General features: G+C 43.7%; 19 protein-coding genes and 2 tRNA genes. 19 read left to right on the top strand and 2 right to left on the bottom strand.

All coding sequences use genetic code 11. From position 1 onward, the window contains the following. The first annotated feature begins 226 nt into the window (after nucleotides 1-226). The 4 genes from ACJV45_RS00200 to ACJV45_RS00185 all read left to right on the top strand — a co-directional run bounded on the left by ACJV45_RS00200 (nucleotide 227) and on the right by ACJV45_RS00185 (nucleotide 3,600). Entirely contained in the window at nucleotides 227-1,708 is a 1,482-nt protein-coding gene (locus ACJV45_RS00200; RefSeq protein WP_419397371.1) for an FAD-dependent oxidoreductase, read from the top strand. A gap of 175 nt (nucleotides 1,709-1,883) precedes the next feature. After that, complete coding sequence (locus ACJV45_RS00195) at nucleotides 1,884-2,957, top strand: M48 family metalloprotease (RefSeq protein ID WP_419397370.1); 1,074 nt, start codon at nucleotides 1,884-1,886, stop codon at nucleotides 2,955-2,957. Between the two features lie 74 nt (nucleotides 2,958-3,031). Then, nucleotides 3,032-3,105 (top strand) — tRNA-Gly (locus tag ACJV45_RS00190). A 183-nt stretch (nucleotides 3,106-3,288) separates the two neighbouring features. Beyond that, nucleotides 3,289-3,600: a hypothetical protein gene (locus ACJV45_RS00185; RefSeq protein ID WP_004120120.1), complete on the top strand. Its 312-nt coding sequence runs from the start codon at nucleotides 3,289-3,291 to the stop codon at nucleotides 3,598-3,600. Nucleotides 3,601-4,186: 586 nt separating this feature from the next. On the opposite strand, the gene ACJV45_RS00180 is transcribed toward ACJV45_RS00185, so the two are convergent. Then, nucleotides 4,187-5,377 (bottom strand): lipase family protein, encoded by a 1,191-nt coding sequence (locus tag ACJV45_RS00180; RefSeq protein WP_419397369.1) that lies wholly within the window; start codon nucleotides 5,375-5,377, stop codon nucleotides 4,187-4,189. 593 nt (nucleotides 5,378-5,970) lie between these two features. Here ACJV45_RS00180 and ACJV45_RS00175 point away from each other — a divergent pair. From ACJV45_RS00175 to ACJV45_RS00115, 13 genes are all read left to right on the top strand, one after another. Then, complete coding sequence (locus ACJV45_RS00175; RefSeq protein WP_419397368.1) at nucleotides 5,971-6,903, top strand: DUF4862 family protein; 933 nt, start codon at nucleotides 5,971-5,973, stop codon at nucleotides 6,901-6,903. Nucleotides 6,904-6,946: 43 nt separating this feature from the next. Continuing rightward, a complete protein-coding gene (locus ACJV45_RS00170; protein ID WP_419397367.1) occupies nucleotides 6,947-7,948 on the top strand; it encodes an ROK family protein in 1,002 nt (333 codons plus the stop codon). A 46-nt stretch (nucleotides 7,949-7,994) separates the two neighbouring features. After that, entirely contained in the window at nucleotides 7,995-8,663 is a 669-nt protein-coding gene (locus ACJV45_RS00165; RefSeq protein ID WP_004113937.1) for an N-acetylmannosamine-6-phosphate 2-epimerase, read from the top strand. Between the two features lie 290 nt (nucleotides 8,664-8,953). Then, complete coding sequence (locus ACJV45_RS00160; RefSeq protein ID WP_419397366.1) at nucleotides 8,954-10,519, top strand: ABC transporter substrate-binding protein; 1,566 nt, start codon at nucleotides 8,954-8,956, stop codon at nucleotides 10,517-10,519. Nucleotides 10,520-10,717: 198 nt separating this feature from the next. Then, nucleotides 10,718-11,623: an ABC transporter permease gene (locus ACJV45_RS00155; protein WP_004113928.1), complete on the top strand. Its 906-nt coding sequence runs from the start codon at nucleotides 10,718-10,720 to the stop codon at nucleotides 11,621-11,623. Nucleotide 11,624: 1 nt separating this feature from the next. Continuing rightward, nucleotides 11,625-13,649 (top strand): dipeptide/oligopeptide/nickel ABC transporter permease/ATP-binding protein, encoded by a 2,025-nt coding sequence (locus ACJV45_RS00150; protein WP_004120111.1) that lies wholly within the window; start codon nucleotides 11,625-11,627, stop codon nucleotides 13,647-13,649. After that, complete coding sequence (locus ACJV45_RS00145) at nucleotides 13,646-14,506, top strand: ABC transporter ATP-binding protein (protein WP_004120109.1); 861 nt, start codon at nucleotides 13,646-13,648, stop codon at nucleotides 14,504-14,506. Before ACJV45_RS00150 ends, ACJV45_RS00145 begins: the two co-directional genes overlap by 4 nt. 167 nt (nucleotides 14,507-14,673) lie before the next feature. Next, on the top strand, nucleotides 14,674-15,633 hold the full coding sequence (locus tag ACJV45_RS00140; protein WP_004113922.1) for a dihydrodipicolinate synthase family protein: 960 nt from the start codon (nucleotides 14,674-14,676) through the stop codon (nucleotides 15,631-15,633). Between the two features lie 171 nt (nucleotides 15,634-15,804). Continuing rightward, the gene (gene nagB / locus ACJV45_RS00135) at nucleotides 15,805-16,617 is read left to right on the top strand and encodes a glucosamine-6-phosphate deaminase (RefSeq protein WP_004116530.1); all 813 of its coding nucleotides are present in this window, start codon (nucleotides 15,805-15,807) and stop codon (nucleotides 16,615-16,617) included. A gap of 75 nt (nucleotides 16,618-16,692) precedes the next feature. Further along, complete coding sequence (gene nagA, locus ACJV45_RS00130; protein WP_419397365.1) at nucleotides 16,693-17,952, top strand: N-acetylglucosamine-6-phosphate deacetylase; 1,260 nt, start codon at nucleotides 16,693-16,695, stop codon at nucleotides 17,950-17,952. Nucleotides 17,953-18,436: 484 nt separating this feature from the next. Next, nucleotides 18,437-18,519 (top strand) — tRNA-Leu (locus ACJV45_RS00125). Between the two features lie 170 nt (nucleotides 18,520-18,689). After that, complete coding sequence (locus ACJV45_RS00120) at nucleotides 18,690-21,401, top strand: sialidase family protein (RefSeq protein ID WP_353582464.1); 2,712 nt, start codon at nucleotides 18,690-18,692, stop codon at nucleotides 21,399-21,401. After that, complete coding sequence (locus ACJV45_RS00115; protein WP_353582463.1) at nucleotides 21,385-22,182, top strand: FadR/GntR family transcriptional regulator; 798 nt, start codon at nucleotides 21,385-21,387, stop codon at nucleotides 22,180-22,182. The genes ACJV45_RS00120 and ACJV45_RS00115 overlap by 17 nt, the downstream gene beginning before the upstream one ends. Nucleotides 22,183-22,603: 421 nt before the next feature. Here ACJV45_RS00115 and tgt read toward each other — a convergent pair whose 3' ends face one another. After that, on the bottom strand, nucleotides 22,604-23,905 hold the full coding sequence (gene tgt, locus ACJV45_RS00110) for a tRNA guanosine(34) transglycosylase Tgt (protein WP_004120099.1): 1,302 nt from the start codon (nucleotides 23,903-23,905) through the stop codon (nucleotides 22,604-22,606). Between the two features lie 365 nt (nucleotides 23,906-24,270). On the opposite strand from tgt, the gene ACJV45_RS00105 reads away from it, so the two are divergent. Both ACJV45_RS00105 and ACJV45_RS00100 read left to right on the top strand, forming a co-directional pair. Beyond that, on the top strand, nucleotides 24,271-26,121 hold the full coding sequence (locus ACJV45_RS00105) for a S1C family serine protease (protein ID WP_419397364.1): 1,851 nt from the start codon (nucleotides 24,271-24,273) through the stop codon (nucleotides 26,119-26,121). Between the two features lie 9 nt (nucleotides 26,122-26,130). Beyond that, nucleotides 26,131-26,841 carry a nitroreductase family protein gene (locus ACJV45_RS00100; protein WP_419397363.1) on the top strand — a complete coding sequence of 237 codons (711 nt, stop codon included), beginning with the start codon at nucleotides 26,131-26,133 and terminating at the stop codon, nucleotides 26,839-26,841. The last annotated feature ends 11 nt before the right edge of the window (nucleotides 26,842-26,852 follow it).

The raw sequence follows: 26,852 nt of genomic DNA, 5'->3' as shown, positions 1-26,852 counted from the left end.
TTCTAAATAATTCTAGTAAAACCTTAATAGTCTGCGTTAGTGAGCGTATTAGCAGCTTTAGTGACAATATTTTATTTAGTGACAATATTCACTTGAGTCTTTTCTCAAACCAATCAAGGCGATAATCTATTTATTGGAGCATTTAAGGAAGCGACTTATAAAACAGTTTACAAAAGAGTTCAAAAATGCTTAAGAATGCTTGAAATACTCAATATGGGGAAATTTTATGGAAACGAATTATAATGCGGATGCGAGCGAATTGCGAATCGCAGTTATTGGCGCGGGGCCTGCTGGAATATACTCGTCAGATATTTTTCTTCGTCAGCTTAAAAAATTGGGTGACGAAATGGGATTAGGTACGAGCGCTAGAATCGATTTATTTGAAAAACTACCAGTTCCATTCGGGCTGGTTCGATATGGAGTTGCGCCAGACCATCCGAGCATAAAATTCATTGCAGATGCTTTGGCTAAAACGCTTGATAATCCAAATATTCACTTGTATGCGAATGTTGAATTTGGCAAAGATATTACGCTAGAAGATTTATTGCCTCGCTACGATGCAATTCTGTTTGCTACTGGCGCTGTAGAAGATAAGCCGCTTAGTATTCCAGGAGCATCATTAAACGGCGTTTATGGCGCTGCAAAGTTTGTGGAATGGTACGACGGATATCCTACCAGCGAGCGTACGTGGCCGCTTGATGCAAGCGAAGTGGCTGTTATTGGTGGTGGAAATGTTGCTATGGATGTTGCGCGCGAGCTTTTGCGAGATGCAGATTATCTTAGAGAACACACGGATATTTCCGACGACGTTTACAATGGTTTGCTTAAAAACCAGGCTAAAACATTGCACTTGTTTATTCGACGAGGCGTTGCTCAAGCTAAATTCTCCGTGCAAGAATTGCGCGAGATGGAAAAGCTTTCTGGCGTGCAAATAGTTGTAAATGAAAACGATTTTGACTTGGATGACGAAACGATTGATGTTGCTGGAAAAGACAAATTGACTCGTCAAATGGTAGAAGAGCTTTTTGCTATACGCGATTTGAGCGAAGATATGGAAGATAGTGGAAACGTTGATTTTGAAGGCAATCCTGCAAATCGACGCTATATTATTCACTTCAATTCTGATCCAGTTGAAATTCTGGGAGAAGATGGGCGAGTGCGCGCTATTCGTGTAGAGCGTACAGTTACAAGCGCGGACGGAAAAATGACTCGTACTGGAGAGTTTGAAGAATACCCTGTTCAAGCGGTTTACCATGCGATTGGATATAAGCCTGCTAAGGTTTCTGGCGTTGCTTACGATGAGAATAAAACTCTTCTTGCGAATAAAGATGGTCGCATAGTAACTGATCCAGATGGTGATGTTGTGCGTCCACGCTTGTATGCAACTGGCTGGGCTAAGCGAGGACCTGTTGGATTAATTGGTTCTACAAAGTCAGACGCTTTGCAAATCGTTGAAAATATGTTGGAAGACTTAGCAAAAAGCTCGCTCGAAGAATGTGAATCCGCACTTCCTGGCAGATTGGCAATAGATAGAGAGCCTAAATCTATCGAAAATCTTCTCGCTTCCAGAGGCGTGGATGTAGTTGATTTTGATGGGTGGAAAAGAGTTGACGATTTTGAAGTTGAATCTGGTATGGCAGAAAATCGCGCTCGCAAAAAAGTTGTATCTAAGCAAATGCTTATAGATATAGCGAATCATCAACAATAGTTTGTTAATTTTTAGTGGTCACTTACGTTATGCACATTTGCAAAACGTAAGCGACCACTTGTTAACAGATTATAAATCTTAAATACACTAATTATCATTAATCTTAAACATATTAATTATAAATATACAGTTTTCATTCAGCAAAATTACAGTTCCGATTATTAGAATCGTAAACATGTTCAGCAATATAGGAATGCGATGCCGCAATTATCTGAAAACAGCAGCACTGTTCTCAGTAATCTGGTTGATTCTTGCCTTAATTTGGGCTGCCTGTGGATTGCGCTTGCCTATGCTGATTTGGTTTGTAGTTTTAGGAATAATTCTCAGTGTGTGCGCGTATTGGCTTTCTGGCAAGCTCGCAATTCGCATAGTGAATGCTATAGAAGTCAGTGAAGATGAAGAGCCAATCTTGTATGGTATTGTTCGCGAGATTTCTGCGAGAATCGAAAGACCGATGCCGCATCTTTATGTTGCTCCAATGGATAGTCCTAATGTTTTTGCAATTGGTCGCAGTGAAAGACATTCTGTTATTTGTTGTACGCGTGGACTCTTAAACATTCTGAACGAGCGTGAGTTGCGTGGAGTTGTAAGTCATGAGCTGATTCATATTTATAATCATGATATTTTGAATTCCACTATTGCTTCAGCTATTGCGACAATTATGACTTATGTTGGCTATGTTCTTACGTATTCCAAAAAGAAGCATACTGCTGATAGTGAGTTTGCTGTTAGATCAGAATCTTCTAAAAGCCGTTGCCCAGTGTTAAAGATTGTTGGTCAAGTTTTAAATGTGATTTTTGTGCCAGTTGGAGCATTGATGATTAAGCTGGTGGTTTCTAGAAGCCGCGAATTTGACGCAGATAAAAGCGCTGGAATGCTTACGGGAGATCCTGCAGCTTTGGCTTCTGCTCTAAATAAAATTTCTTACGGTGCAAAAATACATGAGATGAGTAGAGCCGCTGGATTGCAGGCAATGTCTTCGCTGATGATTGTAAATCCATTTGAAGATAATAAATCAAAATTATTGAAGATGTTTTCTAATCAGTCAGCTGTTAAAGAACGAGTTAACTTCTTGAGACTAATGGCTAAGTCGCAAGAGGATAATGCTGAGTATTCTGGGTATGCGGAAATGTCTTATGAAAATAAAACTGCTGCAAGATCAGATGAATTTGATAAGTCTGAATCTGTATTCAACATCCGATATGGGAGAAGATTCCCTAGTGGAGTTGTAGCCGTAAGCGGAGCATGATATCCTTATATGGTTTGTTGTCTAGATTGATTAATCGAGTCATTTGAAGGTATTAATCGCCAGCAGCCGAACATGCGGACATAGTTCATCGGTAGAATGGAAGCTTCCCAAGCTTCAGAGGCGGGTTCGATTCCCGTTGTCCGCTCCAATTAAAAAACGTTGATATATCAACGTTTTTCGCTTGTTCTTATGTCTTAGAAGTACGCTAAATGTGAAAATAATGTGTAAAATTCTGTGATTTTTTTTTTTAATCTTGACGCGAAAATCTTAGTTAAATTAAAATTGTATTGAATCCGCTATGGAAGAGGATTTAATTGGTCAGGAGGGTTTTATGTTAGATATGTTGTTTGCACTTGTTGCTGTTATATCAATGCTAATAGGCTTGGTTTTGTCTGTAATGCTTTGGGTTAAAAGCAGCAAGTCAGTTAAAGAATTGTATAAAAACGCATATGCATATGCAATTATTGATGTTGTATTAGGCGTATTGTCGTATATATCTTATGCTGCGACTATCAATTCTGTAGACATTGATGTGCGTGAGTTCTACACAAATTATTTCACGGCGCCATTGATTGTTCTTGCTGTTCTTGTTGTAAGTATTGCTGCTATAACTCTTTTTAAGAGTAAAAAAATAGCTATGTAAAATAACTAGATTAAACAGTTTACCCAATAATAATAGCCTTCTGAATTTAATTAAGATTCAGAAGGCTATGTTTGTCATATGTTGTGTTTGGTTTGATTGTGATTTGTTGATTTCAGTCTGAATTTTGTGTGTGATATTTAGACAAAAGATGCATAAATCGTATTTTTTGTACATTGGGTGTATAAAAAATTGTACATTGAATGTACAAAAAATACGTTTTTGTGTATACAAGTTCTCATAAGCACGCGGTTGTAACGCAATGCGTTTGAGTGAATATTGCATAAGTTTCATTTGGAGAATGTTTTAGTCTGGTCTTATCTGGATGCTGGAATACTAGACAATAGTTCAGCTCGCCCGAGTCTTCTCGGTGTGGGCTGATCTTCTTTCTTCACTAGGATGTTCTCGTGTTAGATAAAATCTTTAGGAGTGCACCACTAATAGAGGATAGTTGGATTAATCAATATAAAAAGCGCTAACTTATTTATGCATTAATACAGTAAGTCAGCGCTTAGTTTATTGTTAGTAAATTACATGAACTAGTTGCCTATTGCTAATTACAAGTTGCTAATTAACAATAGTCGATAAATTAGAACGTGCGAACATTGTAGAAATTATTAAGTTCTTCCATCCAACGTCCGGTACCTGATATATCTCCTCTAGTTCCTACGGTAAACCCTGGGAAATTGTTCATTCGTGGTTCAAAGTAGCTTCGAGAGCCATGCCCTTCTGCAGAATTGCCAACACTTATAGCTCCTGCAAAATTACCGACAGAACGAATAACTCTGTCGTTGTCTACTTTGTAATGAACAGCATAACCTTCGCGAGTCAGACGATTCCCTGCGTTTGCTGCAGTGCGAAGCCAACGGTTGAAGATATTTCCCCAAATTTGAGGAGCATTGAAAGTGTAGATTTTCTTAAGCCAAGAATATCCTTTACCGTCTGCGCGAATCAAAGCTCGTTGAGCCAAATAGCCTCCAAGAGAATGACCAGTAATATATAGATTATTTACAGTATGTTCTCTGCCATAACGCTCAATAAGTTGTTCAACATCGTAAGCCTGATCTGGATTGCGACCTACAGCTATTGCGAGATCATCGTCATAATCGTTGAATTGAGAAGTTCCACGAATTGCAAGAACTTGAACAGTTCCTTGCTCTAAGAACGGATAAGGACTTACATTTTCAAACAAGACAGCGTCAAAACCACCCCTATTGTGGTAGGTTTCTTTAACTTTCCAGAACGGGGCTATCTCATTGTGCATAAGACGATATTCATTGCGGTTCTTATAAATGTCATGAAGTGGTTTAGTGTAATCAAGAACCTTGTTTATATAACTATCATCGCGATAAGAAAGTTCAGAAAATAGTGTCATATCTCGTGGGCTTATATCCCATCTGCGAGGATTGCTGTCTTGATTATCTGGAATACCATCGCCATCGGTGTCATTCATCATAGGGTGAGAATTGTACCCATAATAAGCTTTACCGTTTTTAGTATAAGTGTAAATTTCTTGTCTATTAGTTAAGCCGTCGCCATCTAAATCAGCATTTGGGTCGAGAGGCGTTTTGTGATACAAAGCCATGTCTAAAGCTCCAGGAAGCTCCAGCTTTATATCTCCATTTGAAATCTGTTTAGCTGTTTCCTGTGTAAGAGGAGTATGTTTTTCTGTAAGCTGCTCGTTTTGAGTATACGCCATCGCTGGTGTAGTAATACTTAACATGCTTAGCATAAGACACAGGCTTGCAGATAAGCCTACAAGTTTGAAGCTTTTCTTCATGATTCCTCCTACTTTTGTAATCTATGTTGGGAATTAACCCGAATTAACTCGTTTTGGGAATTAATCCTTTTTTATTATCTCGCTAGTGCGTTTTACGCTTAAAGCTACAAATAGCAAGTTGTGTAATCTGCACCTTCGCTTAATTACAATTACAGTAATGCTTAATTTTCTTCAATAACTCTCTGCAATCAACTTTGACGATATGAGTTTGATTAAGAAAATCCTAGATTCTTCTAAGTATTCTTATATGCTCAAGTCCGCACTTGATGTGCACAAATCTACGCTTGTATTGGTGTAGATTCTATGACCATGCTACAGCATTAATGAATTAATTGCATTATTAATTAACCTAAAATAAGCGAGAATTGTTACGTTAATGTTGTTATGTTGTTATGTTGTTTTAGTAATTGTTGTGTTGATATAGTGACTTAATACTGTTTTGTTTTACCTCGTTATCCTGTAAATTACACCATGTTGTAAAGATTTATCAGACGTCTGACGAATTGTAGTGTGATTGGTGTAATCTACGAATCAAAAGACAAATCTAAAGATAAGTCAAAAGACAAATCAGCTACGATTTCAAGGAGGATATCATGCTGAAAGCTAAGTTTGTTGTAGGTGCATATGCATCGTTGCCAAAAACTCGCGAAGATCAAGAAAAATACTACGATTTGTTAGGCAAGCAAAACTGGATTGCTGGAACAGAGATCCCTTACCCAGGAGATTTAGCAGATCCACAAAATCGCACGTGGCTAGCATCTGCAATACCAGCACATTGGCATGCTAACACCATAACCGCAATACCTGGGACAATGAGGCACATAAACTTTGACCCAGATCCAGAATTTGGACTTGCAAGCCCAAGCGAAGAGGGCAGACATCGTGCGCTCGCATTCTTTAAGGATATTCGCGAAGCCATAGCTGATGTTGCAGATAAACGAGACAGTTGTGATATATCGCACGTGGAAATACACACAGCGCCAACTCGAATAGCACAAGCAGACGCAATGAAAAAGTCGTTGGAAGAACTAGCACAACTAGATTGGTGTGGAGCAAAACTGGTTATAGAACACTGCGACAGATATATCGAAGGACAGAATCCAGAAAAAGGATTCTTATCACTAGAAGAAGAGATTCAAATTGCTAAAAATGCTGGGATTGGAATCACAATCAACTGGGGAAGAAGCGTTGTAGAAGAGCGAAAGGCTCAAGCTGCTATAGGACATGTGCACGAAGCAAGACGCGCAGGAGTATTACAAGGTTTAATGTTTTCGGGAGCTGGACCAGAAGCAACGCAATACGGATATGAGTGGATTGATGGTCATTTGCCAATGAACCCAGATGAACCAACGTCATTAATGACGTCTAAAGAAATTCAAGAAACTACTCTAGAGGCGCTAAAAGACGATTATGCAATCGACTATTTGGGTGCAAAAGTGTGCGTTCCGCAAGACGCGAGCGTTGAAGAGCGCTTGGGGTACTTATCGCGTATTCATGACGCTGTGAGCGCTGCGCAGGGCGAGTAAATAGGCAAAGTCGCAAACGCAAGAAAGAAAACGGAAACTACTTATGAATGAAACAAAAGATTCTCGCCCTACATATCTTGCTTTTGACATAGGCGGAACAAAAATCGCCTATGGATTGGTGACTTTGCCAGATTCTAATATTCGCCAAGAGAATGCAGATTACGTATCTCCAACAGTGCAAGAGCATGGTTCAATGCCAACAGAAGCTGCAAAAGGTGGAGAAAGTATAAAGAATCGCTTAGTGGAAAAAGCGTCGCAAATCATAGAAGAAGCGCAGAAAAATGGCAAAACTATTAGCGGAATTGGAATAGCAGCTGCAGGAGTGCCAAATAGCAAAACTGGCGAAATTGTAGCCGCTACAGACATTCTGCCAGGTTGGCGAGGACAGCGAATTTATGACGCATTTAAGAGCGTAACTGACTTGCCAGTTTATATGATTGGCGATGTTGGTGGACATGGTTTAGGCGAAGCCATTTACGGCGCAGGTCGCGGAAAATCAATTGTATTTTCTGTTGGAATAGGCACTGGAATTGGTGGTGCGATTATTATAAACGGCAAGCTGTTTACAGGAGCGCACGGAGTTGCTGGTCATGCTGGTCACGTTGTTAGTGATTTGGGAGTAGGTTTTGATTGTTCTTGCGGAGCAAATGCTGGACATATTGAGCCAGTTGCTTCTGGAACAGGTCTTGCGACTCTTTACAATCGAAATCTTCCAGCTGGTACTCAAGAAGCACAAAATGGTTATGATGTTTGCGTAAGAGCAAATTCTGGTGAAGAATATGCAAAAGAAATTCTTGCTAGAAGCGGTAAGGCTTTGGGTGAGTGCGTAGCTGGAATGGCTAATCTTATAGATCCAGATGTGATTGTGCTTTCTGGGTCTGTTGTAGAAGCTGGTGATATTTGGTGGAATGCTATGCGAAGTGGATTTGAAGATTCTGCTTTGGCATTGATTAAGAACACCCCAATTTTAAAGGGTCAACTTGGAGGATCTGCTCCTTTGATTGGTGCTGCTTGGGCTGTTCATTTAAGTTTGAACCATTTTTAAGTTATTTTTGAACCATTTTTAATCATTTTAAAAAGGAGGAATCTATATGAATCCTGTAATTGAAAAAATTAAAGGTGGCTTAGTCGTTAGCTGCCAAGCTTATCCTGGAGAGCCACTAAGACACCCAGAAACAATGGCACAAATGGCAATGGCCGCCGTAGAAGGTGGTGCTGTTGGCATTAGATGCCAAGGATTGTCTGATATTTCCGCGATTAAAGGGCAGGTTGATGTTCCTGTAATTGGAATTTGGAAAGACGGTCATGAGGGAGTTTATATTACGCCAACTTTGCGCCACGCACGCTGCTGTGCTGCTGCTGGGGCAGATATTATTGCGATTGATGCTACGGATAGACCGCGTCCAGATGGTCTGACTTACGAGCAGACCGTTCGTGCTTTGCATGACGAAGGCATAGTTGTTATGGCTGATTGCGGAAACTTCGACGATGCTAAGCGCGCGGCTGATTGCGGAACAGATATTATATCTACGACTTTGGCTGGTACTTCTCCAGGAAGACCAAAGACTGATGGTCCTGATTTTGAACTTTTAGGCCAGATTTTGCAAGCTTTCCCAAACTATCCGATTATTTGCGAAGGGCGTATTCATACTCCTGATCAGTTGCATAAGGTTATGCAAATGGGAGCTTGGGCTGCGGTGGTTGGAACTGCAATTACACACCCAACGTCGATTACGCGCTGGTTTGCGGCAAAGCTGTAGGCGGTGCATTGTAGGCGGATTTATCGCCAGCAACCGTACTTGATAAAGTAAACAATTAAATAAAAGTATTGATTATATGTGTGTTGATTTTGTGCGGTTTTGTGCTAATTTAATGACTTTAAAAATTAAATCAAAATTTTCACAAATTCGACACACTTATAACTTGACATCAGACATCAGACCTCTTATGTTTAAAGTAACGCGAAAATAACGCACGCGCTATAATTTAAAACGTTTTCGCATTCGAGGATGAAATGCGAAGAAAACAAACTCAATGGTGAGGAGAAAATATGGCACGAATTAACTCAAAGCTAACCGCGGTAATCGCTGCAGGTGTAGCCGCATTAATGATGCTTTCTGGCTGCGGTGGAGCAAAAACCCACAAGGCGTCAAAAGCAAAGACTGCTGTTAAAGATACAATCACAGCTCAAGTCGCATATGCAAGCCGTGACTTTGCGCCATCCACTACTTCGGGCGCATTGCCAATGGCAGCAAACTGGCATGTGACAGAGCCGCTCTATGCTCTTGATTACAGCAATTTTAAAGTCTTCAACGCTCTTGCAAAAGGTGAGCCAAAGAAGATTTCCGACACCGAATATGAGGTAACAATTCGCGATGCTGCAAAGTTCTCGGATGGAACTGAAGTAACAGCAGGAGACGTAGTATCTTCCTTCAAGCGCACAACTGCAAAAGGCAGCCTCTATATATCTATGCTCGACTTTATTGATTCAGTTGAAGCAAAAGACAATCGTCATGTAATCTTCAAGCTAAAGAAAGCATTCCCACTGTTCAAGCAGCGTCTTGCTTTAATCCAGATTGTTCCAACAGCAAAGTCTGACGCAGATCTTAAGAACATGCCAATCGGCTCTGGTCCATGGAAGTATGTGTCCATTACAGATAACCAAGTAAAGTTTGAGCGCAACGATCTTTATAACGGCAAGTACAAGGCACAGACCAAGAAGATGGTTTGGAACGTAACCGTTGACGATACTGCTCGCGTAACCGCAATGCAAGGCGGAAAGACAGACGTAATGGAAATGGTTCCAGCACAAGCATTCAACACTTTGAAGGCGTCTGGTTCCGAGCTTAAGACCGCACAGGGCTTCACGCTTCCATTCGTTATGTTCAACACAAAGCAAAAGCCATTTGATGATAAGCGAGTCCGCCAAGCAGCTCTCTACGCGATTGATGTGAACAAGCTCATCACCAACCAAATGAGCGGTCAGGGTGAGCCAGCAACAAGCTTCTTGCCAAAGAATTACGCAAACTATCATAAGGCAAAGAACGTTTACACCAAGAACATTGCTAAGGCAAAGAGCTTGCTTAAGGAAGCTGGTGTAAGCGGTCCACTAAAGTTCACTCTTTACACCACAGACCACACTTGGATTACTCAGCTCGCTCCGCAGATCAAGAACGATCTTGCTGAGATTGGTATGGATGTAGAAATCAAGTCCATGAAGTCTTCTGCACTTTACCCACAGATTACCGACCGCGACGATGCAAACTACTCCATGGTCCTCGCTCCAGGCGACCCATCTGTATTCGGCAACGACCCAGACTTGTTGATGAGCTGGTGGTATGGCGACAATGCTTGGACCCGTCAGCGCACATTCTGGAAGAACTCCGAAGGATACGCAAAGCTTCACAAGCTCATGGATTCAGCTCTTGAAGCCGCCAAGCCAGCAGATCGTCAGAAGTACTGGAACCAGTGCTTCGATTTGATCAGCGACGAAGTTCCTCTGTACCCACTCTTCCATCGTAAGACTACGACTGCAGTAAAGAAGGGCGCGTTGGCTGAGTGGAATGCAATCGGCTCCACTGGCATCAACCTTGTAAAAGCAAAGCTAACAAAGTAGGTGCAAGCTAAAAAATAACAAACTTCATTTTCCCTAACCTCTAACCGCAAAACCGGCCCGGCTGTTTACCTTTCTCGCCTTTGTGCAGATGGGCCGGTTTTGTTATGCCTTAATAACAAATTTCTTCAATGGATGTGTGGATGTCTTATGAGTAATTTTCTTAGACTTTTAGGTAGGCGATTAATCGCACTGCCATTCATGGCATTCGGTGTTACGTTCCTCGTATTCTTCCTTATGTCATTTTCAAAATATGATCCAGCAGTTGCAGCATTAGGTGAAAACTCATCGCCAGCAGCACTTGCCGCATTCCGCCATGAAATGGGTTACGATCGTCCGTGGTGGGAGCAGTTTGGGTCTTACATAGTTGGACTATTCCAAGGAAACATGGGTGTTTACGGTGTAAATAAGGATTCTGTAGCTCAGAGAGTGGCAGATGCCTTCCCGATCACCTTGCAACTAACCTTCATTGGTTTGTTGATAGCAATAATCTTTGCAGTAATCTTCGGCGTTTTTGCAGCTCTTTACCGCGACACTTGGGTGGACCAAACAGTCCGCGTGCTTTCGATTATTGCAATCGCAACTCCATCCTTCTGGCTCGGTGTGCTTTTGATTTACGTCTTGCAAATCAAGCTTGCATGGCTCCCAGGATCTGGCGATTTTGTGCCGTTTTTTGAGGATCCAGAAGCTTACATCGCTAGAATGGCAATGCCTTGCTTCGCATTAGGTCTTCCAGTAGCAGGTCAGCTTACGCGAATCATACGAACCTCGATGGTAGAAGAATTGGATAAGGATTATGTGCGAACCGCAATCGGCGCAGGTATTCCAAAGAGTGTGGTGGTTGCTAGAAACGTGTTCCGCAACGCTCTGATTACACCAATCACGACTCTTGGTATGAAGATCGGTTACCTCATGGGTGGTGCAATCGTTATCGAAGTTATTTTTGCACTCCCAGGAATGGGCACTGCAATGTTCGACGGCATTAATGGCAACCAACCAATGCTTGTTCAAGGTGTTGTTTTGGTTGTTGCAATTGCATTCATCTTCATAAACATTATTGTTGATTTGCTTTACGTGTTAATCAACCCAAGAATTAGGACGGTGTGACATGCTATTCGGAAAGAATCAGGTAGTAGATGCCGCATCTAAGCCAGGCATCAAATTTAACAGATTTAAAAGCATGAGCTTAGGGTCTAAAATATCGCTTATTGTGATTGCAATACTGGCATTCTGCGCAGTATTCGCGCGATTCCTAGCTCCATGCGACCCAGTAAAGATTACGCAAAACTATCAGCCGCCAACAGGAGCGCACTGGTTTGGTACCGATAACCTTGGTAGAGACGTGTTCTCGCGCGTTATGTACGGCGCACGCTACTCGCTCGTAATAGGCTTGTCATCTGTTATCTTTGCTTTGGTAATGGGCTCAATAATCGGCGCAATCGCAGCTGTAAGCCGCACTTGGATATCTGAGCTTATAATGCGACTGATTGATATAGTAATGTCAATTCCAGGAATCGCATTAGCGGCTGTGTGCCTTGCAATTCTTGGACAATCCATGATTGGTATCATCATTTCCATCGGCGTGCTTTACGTTCCACAAATCGCAAGAATTGTGCGCGCAAACATTATAAGCGAATATGGAAAAGATTATGTACGTGCAGTAATTGTTTCTGGCGCTCGCGCACCTTGGATTTTGCTCAAGCATGTAACTCGTAATATTGCAGCTCCAGTTATGGTGTTCACAACCCTTTCTGTGGCAGACGCAATCGTGTTCGAAGCTTCTCTTAGCTTCATCAACGCTGGTATTCCAGAGCCAACGCCAACATGGGGCAACATTTTGTCTTCTGCTAAAGCAGGCGTTATCTTCGGATACTGGTGGCAGGCATTGTTCCCAGGCTTAGCAATCATGATTACCGTTTTGTGCCTCAACATTCTTTCTGAGGGCATTACGGACGCAATGGTTGCAGCTCCAACCGCTCCAGTGGCTAAGAGTGCTGCAGATGCGGATGCGGCTCGCAAGGAAGACAGGATTCTCACCGACCCAGTTGCCGCTTACAAGGAGCAGCACGACGCTTTGGTTGAGTCCTTGGCAAAGCTTCGCGAAGCCGAGCTAAAGCGCACGGATCGCTTGCAGCCAACGTCTACTGAGCCTCCAGTTATTGAAGTTAAAGACTTGTGCATTCAGTTCCCACGCTACGGCAGCGTAAATGTTGTAGATCACCTGAGCTTCTCTGTTCGTCCAGGCGAAACAATGGGCTTGGTTGGTGAATCTGGCTGCGGTAAGTCAATCACTTCGCTTGCGATTATGGGCTTGCTTGATCCAAAAGCTAAGATTAGTGGACAAATCCTCTTTAACGGCAAGGATCTTGTAAAGCTTAGCCCAAAGGAGCACAATGCTTTGCGCGGACACGAAATCGCAATGGTTTACCAAGACGCGTTGTCTTCCTTAAATCCATCAATGCTTATTAAAGCGCAAATGAAGCAGCTGACTTCTAGAGGTGGTACTCGTAGCGCCGAAGAGTTGCTGGAGCTTGTAGGCTTGGATCCAAAGCGCACGCTTGAATCCTACCCACACGAGCTTTCTGGTGGCCAGCGTCAGCGTGTGTTGATCGCAATGGCACTTACGCGAGATCCAAAGTTGATAATCGCAGATGAGCCAACAACCGCTTTGGACGTTACTGTTCAAAAGCAGGTGATTGACCTTCTTAACGAATTGCGCGAAAAGCTTGGATTCGCAATGGTGTTTGTAAGCCACGATTTGGCTCTTGTAGCAAAGGTTGCGCACTCGATTACCGTAATGTACGCAGGTCAGGTTGTTGAGCAAGGCTCCACCAAGGAAATCCTCACCGATCCGCATCACGAGTACACGCGCGGCTTGCTTGGCTCCGTAACCTCCATTGAGGCTGGCGCTCCAAGATTGCATCAGGTTCCAGGAACGGTTCCAAGCCCATCCGACTTCCCTAAGGGAGATCGATTCGCACCGCGTTCTTCTCATCCAGATCAAGGACTTGATGTGCGCCCAATAATGAAGCGTATTCCAGGAACATGGCACTTCTACGCTGCACCTCCAGAGCCTGAAACGGATGCACCTTCCGCAATTTTGACCAACTCCGATAAAGGAGATGTGCGATGAACATGAATGTTAATGACGCAAACAAAAATCAAAGCGAAAATGGCGATGTTCCAATCATCGAGTTGCGTGACGCCGAAGTGGTGTTCACTACTCGAGCAGGATCTGGCTTATTCCATAAGAACAAGATTACAGCCGTAAACAAGGTGAATCTTAAGCTTATGCCAGGCAAGACGATTGGTATTGTTGGCGAATCTGGTTGCGGAAAGTCTACTACTGCAAACATTATGTGCGGCCTTCAGCAAGTTACAAGCGGCAAGGTTTTGTTCAAAGGTCAAGACGTTACGCATAGAACTGCAAAAGAGCGTATGGATATTGGACGCGTGGTTTCCGTTGTGTTCCAGGATCCAGCAATGGCTTTGAATGCGCGCATGAGTGTGATTGACCAGTTGATTGATCCGCTTGTTGTGCACAAGATTGGAAGCAAAGCCGAGCGCGATGCTAGAGCCAAGGAGCTAATCCGAATGGTTGGTTTGCCTCATTCTGTTCTTGGCGCTTTGCCAGGTCAGCTTTCTGGCGGTCAGCGTCAGCGTGTGGCAATTGCTCGTGCACTTTCGCTTAACCCAGATGCAATAATCGCAGATGAGCCAACTTCCGCTTTGGATGTTTCTGTGCGTGCTCAGATTTTGAATCTTCTTTCCGACTTAAAGAAGAAGCTGAATCTTTCAATGGTGTTTATTAGCCACGATATTCAAACAATCCGATACATATCCGACGAAGTTGTTGTTATGAATCATGGAACGATTGTTGAGCGCGGCGAAACTCACCAAGTGATTAACAATCCGCAAGATGAGTACACAAAGATTTTGATGGGCGCGGCGCCTTCGCTATTGCATCCAACGGAAGAAGAGTGCAAGTAGTGTGAGCAAGCGCTAGTTGTTAGTTGTTGGTCGCTAGCTTAAATGCGCGGGCGGTCTGTTAAGACCTTGCAGTAAATCCATGCAGGCCGCCCATTAATTCCAAAATCTAAAGTCATAAGTCATAAATCATAAAAAGTCATAAATATAAATACGAAAGAAGTTTAATCATGGCAGAAAAATTCCATGGTGTTATTCCACCAGTAGTTACGCCATTAACGGCAGATGGCGAAGTAGACGTTGTTAGCTTTGAGCGTTCGCTTAACCGAATGATTGAGGCAGGCGTAGACGGCCTGTTTACGCTTGGATCTTCTGGCGAAGTGGCATTTAGCACGGATAAGCGCCGTCGCGAAATCATTGAAACCGTAATGCGCATTGTTGACGGCCGCGTGCCAGTGTTGGTTGGGTGCATCGATACGGAAACAAACCGCGTTATTGAGCATGCAAAGGAAGCTAAGGAGCTTGGAGCGGCTGCAATCGTTGCAACAGCGCCATTCTACGCACTCGGCGGCATGGCAGAAGTTGAGCGCCACTTCCGTCTTATTCACGAAGCTGTTCCAGATTTGCCACTGTTCGCTTACGATATTCCAGTTTGCGTGCACACAAAGCTTCCAGGCGCTTTGCTTGTAAAGCTTGGTAAAGATGGCGTTCTTGCAGGCGTTAAGGATTCTTCCAACGATGACGTTTCGTTCAGGTTCCTTGTAGATGACAACAATAAGGCTGGTCACCCATTGACTTTGCTTACGGGTCAAGAGGTTGTTGTTGACGGCGCATACATGGCTGGCGCAGACGGTTCTGTTCCAGGACTTGCAAACGTTGAGGCCACTGGATACGTGCGCATGTGGAAGGCTGCTCAGGCTGGCGATTGGGCAACGGTTAAGAAGGAGCAGGATTGGCTTGCTGCTTTGATGCGAATCGTTACTGTTCCTAGCGGAGTGGCAGGCTTCGGCGCTGGCGTTGGAGCATTTAAGACCGCAATGGCGTTGCTTGGCGTGTTTGACACAAATCAGATGCCAGATCCAGTTTGCCCACTTAAGGGAGAAAATGTTGAAGCCGTGGCTCGCGTTCTTAAGGAAGTTGGCTTGACTTTGGCAAAGACCCCAGAAGAAGTAAGCGATTCTACTAAGTGAGTATTTTTATCAGATAATTTAAGCAAATAATTTAAACAAAATCGTTTATTCATGGTGCATAGTAAATAAATGGTATTGCGGCGTACGCTTAAACGTATGCCGCAATGCTAGTATTTGCTTGGAGTATTTGCAGAATCAAAAATCACCGAAGCTTTAAAGGAGAAGCTAAAGATGGCTGAAGTTATTATTGTAAAAGATCAGGATGAGGCAGGCGAGCTATACGCCGAATCTGTTGTAGATTTGATTAGTCGCAAGCCAGATGCAGTACTAGGGTTGGCAACAGGATCAAGCCCATTAAAAGCCTACGAGCATCTTGCAAAGCTTGTAAAAGACAAGAATGTTGACGTAAGTCGCGTGCGTGGATTTGCGCTTGACGAATACATTGGATTGCCGTTAGAGCACGAACAGTCTTACCACAGCACAATTCGCAGAACCGTAACCGATTTAATCGGCCTAAACCCAGATTTAGTTCATGTTCCAGGAGATGTTCTTAATGGAGCACCATTAAGCGAAGGTGATAAGATTGCGCACGCTGGAGCAGACTACGACGCTGCTATTGCTGCTGCTGGTGGGATTGACGTGCAAATCTTGGGAATTGGCTCCGACGGCCACGTTGGATTCAACGAGCCAGGATCTTCTCTTGCATCTGGTACTCGCGTTAAAACACTAACCGAGCAGACTCGCGTAGACAATCGCAGATTCTTTGACGGTGATATTAACCAAGTTCCAACTCACTGCATAACACAAGGAATTGGAACGATTTTGCGCGCTCGTCATCTCGTTCTTCTTGCGTTTGGTGAAAATAAGGCAGATGCGGTAGCTGCAACAGTAGAAGGTGGAGTAAGCTCGCTATGCCCAGCTTCTGCGCTTCAAATGCATCCTCATGCAACAGTGATTATAGATGAGGCTGCTGCAAGCAAACTTAAGCTTGCTGACTACTATCGCTGGGTGTATGCAAATAAGCCATCTTGGCAGGGGATCTGATACACAAGTCTGAAATTTAAGATAATAAATTTAAGATAATAAGATATCAAATAAGCACAAGCATAGGTGAATGGAATGTCAAAAGATGTGTATTTAGATGCCGTAAAGAAGATTGATGATTCACTAAAATCAAACGAAGAGCGCAATTTTGTAGTGCGCAATGTAAGTGTTGTGGATGCTCGAGGAATTGTGCCTAATTCGTGGATTTTGGTTAGTGACGGCGTAATTCTAGAGACTGGCATTTTAGACGAAGACCTTGCTTTAGCTATTAGCACTCGCGGCTTAAGCGCATCTGATTTAAGTGTTGTGGATGGGTGTGGCTGTTTTGCTACGCCAGGGTATATTGATCTGCACGCTCATGGAGCCTGGGAGCATTCGTTTGACGATGGTGCCGAAGGTATTGCTATAGCGCGCGCGTATCACATGCTTCATGGAACAACTAGGCAAGTTCTTAGCTTGATTACAAACCCTCTTGACGTAATGCAAGAGAATTTGCGTACTGTTAAGCGTGTTATGCAAACGCGTCCAGATGTGCTTGGGTCGCATTTAGAGGGTCCATTCTTGGCGCTGTCTAGAAAAGGCGCGCACGACCCTAATTGCCTAGTGGACCCTACTCCCGAGCGCGTTGAGGCGTTGCTCGAGGCAGCGGATGGAACTTTGCGCCAGATTACTTTGGCTCCAGAGCGAGAACACGGCATGGAAGCGATTAAGCGTTTTGTAGAAGCTGGCGTGATTCCAGCAGTGGGGCATTGTGATGCAGATTATAAAACCGCGCGCGCGGCTTTTAATGCTGGCTCTACGCTTATGACTCACATGTTTAACGCCATGAACGGCATTCATCACCGTAAGCCAGGTCCAATTCCTGCAGCCTTGGAGGATTCGCGCGTAACGATTGAGCTTATTAACGATGGTTTCCACGTTGAAAACCCAGTTTTGAGAATGGCTTTTGATGCTGCTCCTAATCGCATTGCGTTTGTAACAGATGCTATGGCTGCAACAGGTTGTGCGGATGGTGCTTACAAGCTTGGCGCTCTAGACGTTACGGTTACGAGCGGCCATGCAAGGCTTGTTTCTAATGGAGCTATTGCAGGATCTACCCTGATCTTGGAAGTGGCAGTTAAGCGCGCTGTTAAAGAACTTGGCATTGGTTTGCCAGCAGCGATTGCTGCTGCAACTCTTATTCCTGCACGTGCGCTTGGAGTGGATAAGCCGAATGCTATAACTAGCGCTCCTTTGGGCTTGGTCGAAAAAGGATACGCTGCCGATTTGCTTTTGCTAAATCCAGGAACTTTGGCAGTTGAGCACGTTTGGTGTGACGGCCATAAAATTTCGTAACGGAAATCGTATCGTTGCGATTAAAGTGATGTCAATGTACTCAGGCATCACCATTGAAGATGAAAGAACCGCTCTCGTTTGGGGGCGGTTCTTCCATTTCATATGCATAAAGTGTGGTGTTCTTCTACTGTGGCAAAGATGTGAGTGTGTTTTCCCTTACTTGGTATTGCGCGAGGTTTGAGTATTTCTCTCCTCGCAAGTCCCGTCGCTACGCTCCTCTTTTATTGCTCGTAGAGAAATACATCAAACCTTCTGAATGTCTAGAACTTTTGCGTGTCTTTTATCACCGAGATTCTCGATTTTTCTTCTTCATTCGATGAATCACCACCTTCGGCGCTGAGGTTCATCTCATTCAGTGCGAAAAATCTCGAATCTCTACCTAACCTGGCAGCGTTATCTAATCAATTGCGGATAATTCGTAAACAACACACAAGTGTCAATATTTGCTAAACGGCTGCAAATATGGTAGCTTTGTGCTCTGTATGCGAACGTGGCGGAATGGTAGACGCGCTGTCTTCAGGTGGCAGTGAGTGTATGCTCATGCGGGTTCAAGTCCCGCCGTTCGCACTCTTTAAGAACGTTGATTTTTCAACGTTCTTTTTTATTTTGTGACATCATCTTACAGCAGTTGCGCGTTTGCATAAAAATATGTGATAGACTAAATAAGTAGATGTCGTAAGACGTCAGACGTGTTAAAACATAGTGGTTTTAATTTTTCTGGTCATGGAGGACTAAAGATGGAACGCCGTTCAACGAAGACGACGAGCCTTATTGAAGATATCGCGGATATCGAGGGTTCGAAGCATACGCGATTCAGCCATGCCACAATAAAAATTACACCATCTAGCGAAAACGCATCATGCCTCAATCGTAAAGATAAAAACGAAGGAATAAATCAAAACGAAGGAATAATAGGATTTAAATTTGTAGCAAATGCGGATTGTGATTTATTAGATATTAAGCCCGCGCAAAAGTCGGAAGCTTCTGCACAACAAGAGCACACAACTCCAATAATAAAAATAAGTATTAAAGAAGACGCTCCACTGCTTAGTGCACAAAATCTTTTAGAAGATATCGCAGACGCAAACGGCGCGAAAGAAATTGTGCTACACATGGAAGACGCCTTAAACATAAGCAACGGGCGCGAACACGATTTTGCAATAACGTACGGAAGTTTTGGAAGCCGATTCTATTTAGACGGATACCAATGCTTTGCAAGCGCGACTAATCTTGGGCCGCAAAGAGTGAGTGCAAAAGCGGCTGAGGCGTGTGCAGCAACGAAAAAATCTTCGCAAATCTATGATTTTTATTACTCAAGTCACTTGCCAAATCCAGGAGAAATTGCAAATTCGTCCACTCAGGCACAGCCAGACATATGGTTTGCAGGACCTACTATTTGTGCAAGAGACATAAAACGCGTATCTTGCAAAACGAGCGGAACTCTGCACATTCAATTCAGATTGCGCGGACCAGGTCAGCACGGAGTGCTTTTTGCTGCTGGAACAAAAACTAAACAAGAATTTAGCGAAAAAATAAGCGTGTATGCAGGGCAAGAAGGTATAAAAATCACGCTAATCGACGACGAAACAGGCGTAAAAAGCGTAATCGAAGCAGCCGCAAGCGTTGACGACGGCGAATGGCACGACTTGATTATTCGCGCAAATCGCGGAGCAACAGACATTTGCGTAGACGGTTACAGCGAGTCGCACAACATAGGACAATTCTGGTTTGCAAACATAACGGGATTAAACGCCGTAAGCATTGGCGAAGACTTGCGCGGAGTGCGATTAATGGGCGAAGCCAGAACGGGAGGAATTTACTTTAGCGCGCTCACCGAAGGACAAATCCAAAGAATATCGAAAGTAAAGCCACTTGTAACAACAGCATTATTTGACACGGGATATGCAGAATCTCGCAGCTACAGAATACCATCTCTTGTAAAAACGCGCATGGGAACGCTAATTGCAGGAGCCGATCAGCGAACAAGCGTTTCAAACGACGCCCCAAACCACATAAACTTTGTAATTCGCAGATCCACAGATGGCGGAAAAACGTGGGGTCCTTTGCAAACAGTAATCAACATGCCTGGCAAAAACCTTGGAAAACTGGGCGCGAGCGCAATCGACTCCTGCCCTATTTTAGATCCAGCGGGAAAAAGCGAAAGAATTAACGTATTAATAGATCTTAATCCTGGCGGAATTGGGTTAACAAATTGCAAAACCGCTGTAGGCGTGGACGAATGCGGAAGAATCAAGCTGGAAGATCGCTTTGGCAGACACTACGCAGCATTAATGGATGGGAGCGCGGCCGTAAAACTGCCATGCGATTCTAGCGAAAAAGAATGCTTAACAAAGTGGCTAGTTTTCCCAGACGGAAGTATAAAAAATAGCGATTTGAGTGATGATTTGAATGGTGATTTGAATCGTAACTTGAACAGCACTTTAAGCAATAATCAAACTTGCGACAGTTCCACGTGGAACATATGGAAATCGCAAGAAATTGCAAGCGAAAGTCAGCCATTATTCGCCGAAAAAACGTGTTATATAGCGCAAATCTACTCGGATGACGACGGCAAAACGTGGAGCGCGCCACGTCTAATCGATCACATGGTTAAAGAGCCATGGATGAGCTTCGCTGGAGTATGCCCAGGGAATGGAATTGTTATTAGACAAAGCGAAAAACATTACGGCAGAATACTCGTGCCATTCTATTGCAGCGCTCAAAGCAAATCACACTATTCTTCGGGAGCGCTTATTTCGGATGACGACGGCAAAACATGGCGCCGAGGCAAAATGATTAACGAAGGACGATTAATCAACGGAAAAATCGTAGATCCTATAACAATGCAAGACGACGATGCCACAAGCTCCGAAACTGTGTTTGTTGAACGCAAAAATGGCGATATTTTAGCTTTCTTCCGAAATCAAAATCGCTCGGGATGTGTAGGCAAAGCCATTAGTCATGATTGCGGAGAAACGTGGAGCGAGCTGATTTTTGACACAAGTTTGCCAGAAATATTCAGCCAGCCGAGCACAACCTGTTTTAACAGCGAAAATGCAGATTGCATAGCCTTTGCAAACGCGAGCCAAATGATGCCCTATCGCGGCCGCGGAGTTGTGCGATTCAGCTACGACGGTGGGCAAACGTGGGCAAAAAACGTGTGCATAAACCCATTCCATCACGTTTATCAATGCCTTAGCTCTAGCAATAAACGAACTTTGCAACTACTGTGGGAAAGAGAGACTACTGGAATCTATATAACAGCAATAGATTCCAATCTTTGGAAGCAGGATAATTTACAAATAGGTTTTAAAAGCAATGCAAAAAGTTTAAACAATACAGATTTAGATTGTATAAAAAATAAAATAAACACAAGTGAAAAAATGAAAGATTTAGAAGAAGGAAGCCTTACGCGAACTGAAAGGAGCCAACATGGAAGAGACATTTAGCAGCCATGAAGACGACGAGATGACAACACTAGATCGTTTATCTTTCTTACAGGCAAGCTCAAACTCAAACTCCGCTCCAATCACAGCTAGAAAACGCTGCGATGAAACAATGGATGCGATCAGGTCGCTCATATTAAGAGAACGCTTGCAGCCAAAAGACATGCTACCAACAGAACCAATGCTTTGTAACTTGATTGGCGCATCAAGATCTTCGGTGCGCGAGGCAATTCGTAAGCTTGAAGCGCTTAATATTGTGGAAGTTAAGCAAGGAAAAGGCATGTTCGTTGGCTCATTATCGCTTGACCCAATGGTGGAAACACTTGCATTCCGCTCTTTAATCTCAATAAATAAGAATTTTGAAGATTTAAGCGATGTTGTAGAAATGCGAAAATTCCTAGACCTTGGGTGCGCGGATAAGGTGGTTGAGTCACTTAAAGGAACGCAGCAGCCAGAGCTGGAAACGCTTTCGGAAATAATGGCTAAAGAGGCGCACGCTGGAAAAACGTTCCTAGAACAAGACATTGCTTTCCACACTGGTATTTTGCACGCGGTAAACAATACGATTGCAGAGCAATTCGTGCGATGCTTGTGGCTTGTGCATATGGCGGTTTTGCCACAATTGGGATTGGAAGTTTCGGACGAACTTGAAAAGACAGCTAGAGCGCACGAGCTTATGCTTAAAACAGCTATTGCGGGAGACGCAGATGGGTATAGGCAGGCTGTAAACGACCATTATGAGCCAATTCAGTCTATTTTGCTCAATAGACTGCATAAGCACTAAAGCACGTAATTCCCTTACGAATAGACGATTTCGAGCTGCGTAATGCGTAAACTATTCCCGCTTTTTGTTGTTAGACACGCCGTTTAGAGCTACAAAAAGCGGAAAAATCGCTCTCGCTGACTGCATCACGTACGGTAGAGATTCGAGATTTTTCGCCGCGAGCGAGGTGAGCCTCAGCGCCGAAGGTGGTGACTCGCCGAGAGAGCAAGAAAAATCGAGAATCTCGGTGATGAAAAACACGCAAAAGTTCTAGATATCCAGAAGGTTTGATGTATTTCTCTACGAGCAATAAATAGCGCCATACTGAGGCCTTGGAATATTAACGTTCATAAGACCCCCGTAAAGGAGCGCGTCACTTGCGAGGAGAGAAATACTCAAACCTCGCGCAATACCAAGCAAGGAGCGCGCAACACCAGATAAATTATCCGCGCGAGCCATTTTCGTAGTAGTGTGCAAGCGATTCATCGCGGAAGTTTTCAAAATATCCGCCGTCAATCGATGCACGAATATCGTCTAGAAGTTTAATAAAGAATCGCTCGTTGTGAATAGTGGCAAGCGTGTATCCGTTCATCTCTTTAGCGCGTAGCAAATGATTTACATACATGCGCGAATAATGCGTGCAAGTGTAGCAATCGCATCCAGCTTCAAGCGGACCCTGATCGTGCTTAAATTCTGCGCGCTTCACGTTGTATCGTCCGTGGCGAGTAAAAATCGCGCCGTTTCGTCCGCATCGTGCAGGAGCCACACAATCAAAAGTATCGCCGCCGTTTTCTACGCAAGCAAAAATGTCGTCTACAGCAGCAATTCCAAGCACATGGCGAGGGCGATTTTCTGGCATAGCGTCGCAAATCCAAGCGCAAGTATCCCCAATAATGCGCTTTTCAATCGCTCCGCCAATACCGACTCCGTCAAAGTCAAGTGAAGCAATCTGCTCTGCAGCATGTCTACGCAAATCTTCGTAATTAGCACCTTGAACTACTCCATACAACGCTTGATATGGCTTTCCCAATCGCGCCTCGGTTAATCGCTTGTGTTCAGCAACACAACGCTTAGCCCAGCGGAAAGTGCGCTCAACAGACTCCTCTTGATAACGGCGAGTGTTCATAAGAGTTGTAAGCTCATCGAAAGCAAACATAATATCAGCGCCAAGCTTATGCTGAATACCCATTGAGATTTCAGCACTGAATCGGTGAGTTGAGCCGTTGAGCGGCGACTTAAAAGTAACGCCATCTTCGTCAACGAAGGCCATACGCTCTTTGCCTTCTGCAATAACGTCGTCGGATTTCATTCCAGTAACGTCCATTGCAAGAGTTTTTTTAAATCCCGCTCCAAGCGAAAGCACTTGGAAGCCGCCAGAATCCGTAAAAGTTGGACCATTCCAGTTCATAAACTTTGCAAGCCCGCCAGCTTCGTCTAGAATGTCTTCGCCAGGACGCTCATATAAGTGGAATGCGTTAGAAAGCATGCATTGGCCGCCCAAGTCTTTTATTGACTCTGGCAGCACGGCCTTCATTGCGGCTTGAGTTGCAACAGGCACAAAAGCAGGCGTATGAATATCTCCATGAGGCGTGTGAATCACGCCTGTACGTCCGTATCTTGCGCCGTCACGCCCCTTGCCGTCCGCCGTATTTTCTAAACGCGTTTTCGTTACAAACGAGAATTCTCTGCGATCTCCTGGTTTACCAGGCTCTGCTCCGCGTGGGTGTTCAATAAGATTAGTCATACCTTTTACTCTATTAGAAGGTATGACGATATGCTCATAAGTTGCGGCATTGTGCGCGGAAAAGTCGCCAGCAACCGTTCGCTAAATTCTACGTGTTTATGTATTTTCTATAAAAACCGCTAGCTAATTTTACGGTATTCATACGGTAACTATATGGTATTTATACGGTATTATATGGCTAAATATTCAGGTAATTTTAAGAGCAAAACGGTTAACTCGTATTGTAAGAAAATTAAATCTTAGATTTTAACTTACGCTTTATTTGAGTGTAGAGAGATTAAATCGCGTAAAAATCGCATATTAACTTGTATGAATGCGTGTAGTCAGATTAGAGTATGTTGTGTTAAAAGATTTAAGGAGGATTAATGGCTGACGATATTTATGATTCTAAGGCCTATGATTCTAGTGATGTGCAATCTGAGCAGTCTTCACAAGGACAGTCGCAGACGGAGAATGCTAAGCAGACTGGTCAGGATGAGCCTCAGATTTATCGTCCTGCTCCAGAATATGGTGCATATGGTCCTGTTGATACTGGTGACGGAAGCGATGAAAATAATTCTGCAAACTCTTCGGTTGCTGGCGACTCTTCTGCTAATGATGGTGAAGAATCGTCAAGAAACACAGTTAACGGAGATTATGCGCGTTCGGATGACAATTTGGATAATCCGTTCTTGCCTTATGCTGATCCTTATAGCAGCAATATTAAAAATTCTAGGTTTGGGAATCCTTATGATTTGAGTGATGATGCTGTTGGCGATGATGCTGCTGATGGAGATGCTGGCGATAATCAGGGTGATGCAGTTCATGGCGAAGTACAGGTCGTAAATCAGGGTTCAAATCAGAATCCAAATCAGAATCCAAATCAAGGTCCACATGTAGTGTACAAAAAGCGTGGCGCTAGAAAAGAGTCCAGAGAAAACTCAAATATAACAGTGGCGATTGTGTCGTCAATTATTTCTGCAGTGGTATGTGTTGTTGTAATGTCATTCGCTATTACTCAAGGACTAATTTCTATTCCAGGTTCGGGAACGCTTGCAGATGTAGGCGCGCAATCATCTTCAAAAGGCACGGCAGTAGTAAAAGGTGGTCAATCTCCAGATTGGCGTTCGGTTGCTAAAAACGTTTCTGGCGGCGTTGTGTCTATTCAAGCGCGCAATGACAAGAATATGAGCAAAGGCTCTGGGGCAATAATCGACAAGCAAGGTCATGTTGTTACAAATAATCACGTTATTGCTGGAATGCAACAGTTGCAAGTAACGCTTTCTAATGGTCAGATTTACAAGGCAAAGCTTGTTGGAACCGATAAAACTACCGATTTGGCTGTGCTTAAAGTAGACGGTTTGCCAAGTAATGTAAAGCCAGTTGAGTTTGCTGATTCTGATGCGCTTGCTGTTGGAGAACCTGTGATGGCAATTGGAAATCCTCTTGGATACGACGATACTGCTACAACAGGCATTGTTTCCGCGCTTAATCGCCCAGTTTCCGTTATGGATGATCAGAGTCGTTCGGAGATCGTAACAAATGCTGTGCAAATTGACGCTGCAATCAATCCTGGTAATTCTGGTGGACCAACTTTTGACGCTGCTGGAAAAGTAATCGGTATTAATTCTTCTATTGCCGCGACTTCTGCTAGAGGTGGCACAGCAGGGTCTATTGGAATTGGATTTGCTATTCCGTCTAATCTTGTTAAGCGCGTAGTAAACGAGATTATTAAGAATGGTTCTGTAAAACACGTTGCTCTTGGAATTATGGTTAAAAGCGTGAACGTAACGCAAAATAACATTACGCGTGGCGGCGCTCAAGTGGCGTCTGTAACTCCTGGTGCTCCTGCAGCAAAAGGCGGAATGCGTGCTGGAGATACAATCGTGGCGTTTAATGGAAAGCCTGTAACAAGCAATTATTCGCTTTTGGGATTTGTGCGTGCTACCGCTTTGGGAGATAAGGCGACAATAACTGTTGTTCGTGGTAATGGAACTGTTAATTTAACGGTTAAGTTTAACCAAGAAGAAGCTGCTGTTAATGGCGCAACTCGTCAAGACCCTCGCTCCTTGAGGAAGCGCGGAAGTAAAAAGCCTGATTCTTCAGATAAGAAGAGCCAGAATGACAATGGAGGCGATTCTTCAGATGGAGATGATGATTCTTTGGATCAGCTCCCTCGAGGCGGAGACGACGATTCCGACGATGGTGGCATTTTTGACCCATTCGGTTTCTGGTAAACTGATAGCATGACTTACAAAGATTTTTGCCAACTTGCATCGGAACGTTTTTCCGCGCGCGACTTTTTGGATAAGCCGATTGAGCAAAACGTTTTAGAGTCAATATTGCATACTGCTTCTCTTGCGCCAAGCTGGAGCAACACAAGAGCTTACGCGCTTGCGATTGCGCAAGGTGGCAAAAAAGATCGCATTGTGAAAGCTTATTCAGATAAGTGCAATGCAATGCTTAAAGCCAAAGATAAGAGTTTGAGCGAATCTGAGCGCGCTCAGTTTGCTCAAGAGTCAGCGCCTAATGGCGACGTTCCTGTTGCAAAGCCGTACCCAGACGATTTAAAACAGCGAAGCGCTAAACTCGGTCTAGCGTTATATTCGCATTTAGGAATTGAAAGGCACGATTTTGCAGCTAGGAACGCCCATACGCGCAGGAATTTCGAGGCTTTTGGAGCACCCGTTATTGGCTTTGTTTTAGCTAGACGCGATTTTATGCCATTTGCTGCAATGGATGAAGGTCTTATGCTACAAACGCTGTTTCTTGCTGCTAAAGATTTAGGTGTTGACTCTTGTCCGCTTGGAGTTTTGGCTACTTGGCGAGATCCGTTAGATGCGGAGTTTGATGTTCCAGAAAACATGGAGCTTTTAACTGGATTTGCGCTTGGATATGCTAGCGATTCGCATACGAACGAGTTTAGAGCAGAGCATCCAAAGATTGAGCTGCTTTAGCGATTGTTTTT

The organism is Gardnerella lacydonensis, assembly GCF_048545055.1.
GTDB lineage: Bacteria > Actinomycetota > Actinomycetes > Actinomycetales > Bifidobacteriaceae > Bifidobacterium > Bifidobacterium vaginale_C.
Note: the sequence above shows the minus strand (reverse complement) of the source record. Positions and strands in the feature narration are given on the sequence as shown.